Annotated in this window: 5 protein-coding genes; 1 reads left to right on the top strand and 4 read right to left on the bottom strand. The window is 56.4% G+C overall.

The features are described 5' to 3' along the window. The 4 genes from ACREAY_RS09550 to ACREAY_RS09535 form a co-directional block, all read right to left on the bottom strand. On the bottom strand, positions 1-1613 hold a 1613-nt coding region (locus ACREAY_RS09550), incomplete at its 3' end, for an FAD-dependent oxidoreductase (RefSeq protein ID WP_431755541.1). Continuing rightward, entirely contained in the window at positions 1610-2788 is a 1179-nt protein-coding gene (locus ACREAY_RS09545; protein WP_431755540.1) for an electron transfer flavoprotein subunit alpha/FixB family protein, read from the bottom strand. The genes ACREAY_RS09545 and ACREAY_RS09550, both read right to left, overlap by 4 nt. Beyond that, positions 2785-3666: an electron transfer flavoprotein subunit beta/FixA family protein gene (locus ACREAY_RS09540; RefSeq protein ID WP_431755539.1), complete on the bottom strand. Its 882-nt coding sequence runs from the start codon at positions 3664-3666 to the stop codon at positions 2785-2787. The genes ACREAY_RS09545 and ACREAY_RS09540 overlap by 4 nt, the downstream gene beginning before the upstream one ends. A gap of 52 nt (positions 3667-3718) precedes the next feature. Then, on the bottom strand, positions 3719-4393 hold the full coding sequence (locus tag ACREAY_RS09535; protein WP_431755538.1) for an HD domain-containing protein: 675 nt from the start codon (positions 4391-4393) through the stop codon (positions 3719-3721). A gap of 183 nt (positions 4394-4576) precedes the next feature. On the opposite strand from ACREAY_RS09535, the gene ACREAY_RS09530 reads away from it, so the two are divergent. Beyond that, positions 4577-4948 carry a phosphomannose isomerase type II C-terminal cupin domain gene (locus ACREAY_RS09530; RefSeq protein WP_431755537.1) on the top strand — a complete coding sequence of 124 codons (372 nt, stop codon included), beginning with the start codon at positions 4577-4579 and terminating at the stop codon, positions 4946-4948. Positions 4949-5126: the final 178 nt, after the last annotated feature.

Raw genomic sequence — 5126 nt, 5'->3', positions numbered from 1 at the left:
GGTCTGTATGACGCGGTTACCGCCTTGCCGAGCCTTTCTGCGATTTCGATGGGCACCTGCACGTACGTCTCTTCCGACTCTATTAAGGGCAGCAGCTTGTCGTAGCCTAGCATGTTTGCAAGGCCGACTGCAAGGCCGCGGAGCGTGCTTGAAGACATTAGCCGAAATACCATTCCGTAGCGCTGGCCGACGATATCCTTTGGCACGTCCCTGGCCGCGTCGAGAAAGACCTTCAGGTAATCCTTGTCTATCTCGTGCATGTCGCGGGTATACGGGCTGGCCTCCACCTGCTGCGAGTACGACTCGCCCATCGATGAAAAGTCGTTGCGGTCAATAGCCCCTGAAACGGCGTCTGCGGCGCGCACGGCGTCGTCGATGCCTACGTTGAGACCCTCGATCCTCGGCCCGATAAAGATGCCCCGGCCTGCCGCATCACCCACAAACAGCACGTTTCTGTGGTACGGCCTTTTCATCGCGCCACGCTTGCCGTCAGGCACCAGTTTTGTAGAATATTCCAGCTCGACATAGTCGGTTACAAATTTCGTTGAATATTTTGAAAGGAGCTCGCCCTTCACATACTCTATCCTTGACTTTATTTCGTCTTCGGACTTGAATTTCCCGCCCTCTATCAATTTTCTGCGCGCAGAGGGCGAATGGTAGGCGTCGCGCAGGTCGTTCCAGTTCTTGACCAGTTTGCTGACTGCAAACTTGGCACGCAGCTGCTCTTCCTTTGGCAGGTTGCGGTCGATCTCTTCCTTGACTGCCACCTCGTCGCGCATGAATTCAGACACCAGCGGGTTTTTCAGCAGCGCGTTCACGAGCGCGCCGGGCGACGCCGGCTTGTCGAGCAACGAATCATAGTGGTACACTGCGCCCACAGAGAGCGTGTCGCGGTTTGTGTAGAGAAAGCCTCCGCCGATGTGGCCGAGCGTGACGTCGCCGGCAAAAAGGTGCGCCGCCCCCTCTCCGGCCCCCATGCCAAAGCGCTCCTCCACTATTTCTTCTGGCATCTTTATCACGACCTTGACTCCCTGGTACAGCTGCTCCGGCCCGAATTTTGGCCGGGCGCCAGTCATCTCTGCGATTTCAGAGTTGACGCCGTCGGCCGCGATTACCGCCTTGACTTCAAAGGGCTCCAGCTCGTCGCTTTCGATTACCGCGCGGCCGTCATTGCTCCAGCTGACCGAGCGCACGTGGACCCCCGACACGATGCCCCCGCCCTGCTTTTCTGCGGCCTCGCCTGCCTGGGCGGCAAACCAGCTGTTCAGCTTGTTGAGCAATACCGAGTAGCCAAAGTTGGCCTGGTACTCGTGAGCTGCCGTCAGGTCGATCGCGAAATCCTTGTCCTTTGACACGGCGTGCAGGATATATTTGGTTATCTTGCGCTCGTACGGCGCTTCTGAAAGAAAGTTGCCATAGACGTCCTCGACGTTGTGGGTCCTGCCGCTCTTTGGCTTTTTAGAATAAAGGATGCCGCCGGAAACGTTCTTGGTGCCCGGCTGCCTGCCTGCCTCGATGAGCACCGCCTGCCTGCCAAGGTCCGCCAGCCTCTTTAGCGCGGCAAGTCCGGCAGAGCCCCCGCCGACTATGGCAACGTCATAGCGTTCTGTCATCTCCTTGCCTCCAATGCAGGCCTTAGCCTGCGCAACTCTTCAATCAGCACAGGGATCACGTCTTCCATCCTTCCCTTTACAAACATGTCGCACTCGTCCTTTATCGGCGCGTCCTCGTCAGGGTTTATCGCAAGCACAAAGCCAGACTCTTTCATCCCGGCGAGGTGGTGCATCGCGCCGCTGATGCCAGCTGCAACGTACAGCAGAGGGATAACCTTGCGGCCGCTCGTCCCCACCACCCTATCAGGCGTCATGTACATTGAACTGATGTTCTCGCTCACGGGAAACGGCTTTTTCGATATCGGAAGCGACACGCCCACCTCTGCGTCGAGCTCTTTTGCAAGCTCGGCCATCATCCTGATGTTTTCCTCCGGCGACTCTTTGATGCCCCTTCCAAAGCTCACGACGGCCTTTTTGCTGTCAAAGTCGACCGAGCTTTTTACTATCTTGCGGCTCAGTATCTTGACCTTCAGGCTTGCAGGGTCAAACGTCGGCGCATAGTCGACTATCATCCCTTTTCGAGTAGCATCGCGCTCTATTGGCGCAAACACCCCCGGGATTATGCTGCAGGCCTGCGGGTGGAACTCTTTAGCGATGGCAGGGTTGCGGTTGTCAAGGCACAGGATTGTAGTCCACAAAAAGCCGGAAAAGTCCGGCCTGTACATTTCAAGCGTCCGCTCGTAGACCATCCCCTGGCCCTTGGTCTTGTGCTCGTGCTTTATCTCAAGGTCGGATATTGCCAGCTTGTTGATGTCTGACGCAAGGCCCGAGTCCAGGAACCCGACTACCGTGGACGACAGCTGCCTGCCAATGTTGTCGGCCGCGAAAAACATGTAGCGGGGCTTGACAAACCCGGTCGACATGGGCGCGAATTTCAGCACAAGGTCCCTGTTTGTAGCTATCTGGAACAGGACCGGCGTGTCAACTGCGTTTCTGGAATATTCCAGCTCCGGGCTGTCGGCATAAATGACCGCGTCGGCGCCATAGTGGACGAGCTCGTCGCACAACTTTCTTACGTTGTTGCCGAGCACCACTGCCACGACCAGCTCGCTTGCGCCGTACTTGCTGTTGTAGCCATCCATAAGCCGCCGGGCCTCGCCGAGCATCTCCAGGCTGACCGGGATGGGCTTGCCCCCCTCGTGCTCGATTACCACGTAAAGGTGCTCGTACTTCATTTGATTACCATGCCCCCGAGCACTTCGTGGATCTTGGCCGCGACTTGGGCCAGCTGCTGCCGGTCAGAGCCGTCGATGACTTGTGCCATCCGGCTCGCCTTGGCCTTGGGGATCTTTTCCACCCTGTAGACGATTGTGGGCGAGCCGGGGAGGCCGACCAGCTTGGGGTCCGTGCCCAGCTGCTGCGCGTTAAAGATCTTGATCTGCTGCTTGACAGTGGCCGCTTTGTTCATTGCTTGTTTCTGGTATTTTTCAAACGCAAGCCGCTGCGAGACGGTGTTGAACGACGCCTTGTAGGTCGGGTCGATGGCGATGAACACGGGGAGCGGCGCCTCGACTTCTTCGACCACGTCGTAAAAGCCCTGCAATGTTATGAGGCGGGATGCCCTGACGACGCGCCGCTGCATGTCGACGTCATAGTCGATGACATTGCCAAGGAACGTAAAGCCAAGTTTGACTGCGGTCTGCGGTCCGGTCTGGCCGGTCTCGCCGTCAGACGCCCGGTGGCCTGAAAAGACGATGTCCATATTCCCGCCTTCTATCTTGGCGATGCCGGCGCGCAGCGTCTCTGCCGTCGCCCAGGTGTCAGCCCCTGCAAACGCCCTGTCGCTGTAGAGGTGGAGCTCGTCGGCGTCGCAGACCCGCTGCGCCTGCGCCAGTGCTATATCTGCATTGGGCGGACCCATGGTGCCCACCGCGACTCGGGCGCCGTATTTCACCTTGGCAAGAAACGCCGCCTGGCACGCAATCGCGCTGTGGGGACCCAGGATGCTCTTGGTCTCGGCGCGGTTTAGCGTCCCGTCGGCGTTATAGCTGACGTTACCTTCGGAAAAATCAGGCTCTAGTTTTATAATGACTGCAACGTTGAGGTTGGACATTATGTTGCACCCTTTACTTCCATTTAGTGGGTTTAAATGGGTTATGAATGAGTCATGCCGTCACTGCCTGCTTTATCGACCGCAGATCTTCGTATGACTGGCGGATTTTTTTGTAGAAATCCGGCATCTTTGGCGTCAGCATTGCGTACGCAAGGTAAAAGTCCTCGGCCTCGCGCATGTAGCGGCGGACCTTGTCGTGTGCAGGGACCTTTTTTATAAAAGCCATGTTATTGAGCCGGTCGGCGAGCTTTATCGCCTTGACGTCGTATTCTGCGCCCACAAGGAGGTCACAATAGCCGGAAAACCTCGCGGCCTGCCTGTCGGCCTCTGTCTTGCCGGCAAAATTGTCAAGGGGCTTTACCTTCAGCTCGCTCGCTATTTCTTGCACCCTGCTTCCAAACCGGTATGCAAGGTAGGCGTCAAAGCCGTACGACTTTGCAGCGTAAAAGTCGAGTATGCGCTCGTCGTCCTCCATCACGTCATGCAGGATCGCAGAGGCCACCTCTACGCCGGTGATGCTCCGGTTTGCGGCGCGATAATGCGCGACTACTTCCATAGTCACCGGCCACGTATGGGTTTCAAGAAACGACGATTCGCCGTCTTCTCGCCGGACTCCGGCGTGCACCTCCTCAGCTACCTCGACTGCGCCTTCTATCAGGCTGTCTATGCGCAGCGTCTCTTTTTCAAGGAAAGAGAGGAACTCGCTTCTGGTTGTTGACGGGAACATGGCATACAATGGGAGGGGTGCGAGAAAAGAATTGCGGGCAGCATGTAAAACCAAATACCCGCCGACGCTCATAACTCTTTAAAGTCATTTTATCCCCATGATAGTGACGGAGATCCGCATCTGCCAGGCCGCAAATTAAGGGTGGTGGCGCGGTCTTGCAGGTGCGACTCCATTGGTGATAATTTGGAAAAGTCTAAAAAAATCGAGAACAGGCCATGGGGATGGTTTGAGCAATTTAACGAAAACTCGCCCTGCTCGGTAAAGCTCATCCACGTAAAGGCAGGGAGCAGGCTTTCCCTCCAGTACCACAACCAGCGGAGGGAATTCTGGAAAGTCATTCAGGGACCGCTCATCGTAGAGATAGAAGGAGAAGAGTTTACGGGCCAGCAGGGCAGCGAGTTTGAGATACCGGTAAAGGCAAAGCACCGGCTGTCGGCGACTGAAAACGACGGGCTCTTGCTAGAGATATCCTACGGCCTCTTTGACGAAGACGACATCGTCAGGGTCCAGGACGACTTTGGAAGGACGACAAAAAACGTGACGTTAGAGGCCTGATGCCCCTTATTCGTTTCCGCGTGCAAGGTGCGCAAAGAATATCATGCGCCTGAGCTTGCCAAACTTGTTGCTCGTCGCGTAAAGCTTTATCGACGTGTCGCAGTGCGTGCAAATCTTTTTCTTTCTTGAAATGATGAGATCTGTGAGCGGGTGTGTGCCGGCGCAGGTAGAGCACCAA

Source organism: Nitrososphaera sp. (assembly GCF_050748925.1).
Lineage (GTDB): Archaea > Thermoproteota > Nitrososphaeria > Nitrososphaerales > Nitrososphaeraceae > Nitrososphaera.
Note: the sequence above shows the minus strand (reverse complement) of the source record. Positions and strands in the feature narration are given on the sequence as shown.

Excerpts from the sequence above, each read along its gene's own strand:
- ACREAY_RS09535 (WP_431755538.1), bottom strand. The coding sequence starts at position 4,393 with ATGTTCCCGTCAACAACCAGAAGCGAGTTCCTCTCTTTCCTTGAAAAA.
- ACREAY_RS09540 (WP_431755539.1), bottom strand. The coding sequence starts at position 3,666 with ATGTCCAACCTCAACGTTGCAGTCATTATAAAACTAGAGCCTGATTTT.
- ACREAY_RS09545 (WP_431755540.1), bottom strand. The coding sequence starts at position 2,788 with ATGAAGTACGAGCACCTTTACGTGGTAATCGAGCACGAGGGGGGCAAG.